Origin of the sequence: Trinickia mobilis (genome assembly GCF_017315705.1) — a bacterium.
GTDB lineage: Bacteria > Pseudomonadota > Gammaproteobacteria > Burkholderiales > Burkholderiaceae > Trinickia_A > Trinickia_A mobilis.
Window position 1 is genome coordinate 208 of sequence record NZ_JAFLRF010000018.1, and the last position, 544, is coordinate 751.

Genomic DNA, 544 nt, shown 5'->3' on the forward strand with positions numbered 1-544 from the left:
CGGCAAGACTATAAGTGAGAGCGATCGATAGCCTGGGGCTCACGTAGTACTTGACATTACGTCGATGTACCCCCATAATCGGCAGTTCTCTGCGGAGGGGTGCCCGAGTGGCTAAAGGGGGCAGACTGTAAATCTGTTGGCTTACGCCTACGTTGGTTCGAATCCAACCTCCTCCACCAGAATGCAAGCTGTAGTAGCGATAGGGAATCGGAAAGCCCTTGCGGGTGTAGCTCAATGGTAGAGCAGAAGCCTTCCAAGCTTACGACGAGGGTTCGATTCCCTTCACCCGCTCCAGTGTTAAGAAGTAGCGCCCATGTGGCTCAGTGGTAGAGCACTCCCTTGGTAAGGGAGAGGTCGGCAGTTCGATCCTGCCCATGGGCACCAGCAAGTAGTCAGTGATTGTTTGCGCGCGGCGCAACGTACGGAAAATCCTCTTAGGAGTCGAAAATGGCCAAGGGTAAGTTTGAGCGGACCAAGCCGCACGTGAACGTCGGCACGATCGGTCACGTTGATCATGGCAAGACCACGCTGACGGCGGCGATCA

1 protein-coding gene and 3 tRNA genes are annotated in these 544 nt (G+C 55.3%); all 4 read left to right on the plus strand.

What is annotated here, in order from left to right; translation table 11 throughout:
* Positions 1 to 93 precede the first annotated feature (93 nt).
* Positions 94 to 179, plus strand: a tRNA-Tyr gene (locus tag J3489_RS22430).
* 41 nt (positions 180 to 220) lie between these two features.
* Positions 221 to 294, plus strand: a tRNA-Gly gene (locus tag J3489_RS22435).
* 15 nt (positions 295 to 309) lie between these two features.
* A tRNA-Thr gene (locus tag J3489_RS22440) sits at positions 310 to 384 on the plus strand.
* Between the two features lie 63 nt (positions 385 to 447).
* A partial coding sequence (locus tag J3489_RS22445) for a GTP-binding protein (RefSeq protein WP_033470817.1) occupies positions 448 to 544 on the plus strand: 97 nt, incomplete at its 3' end.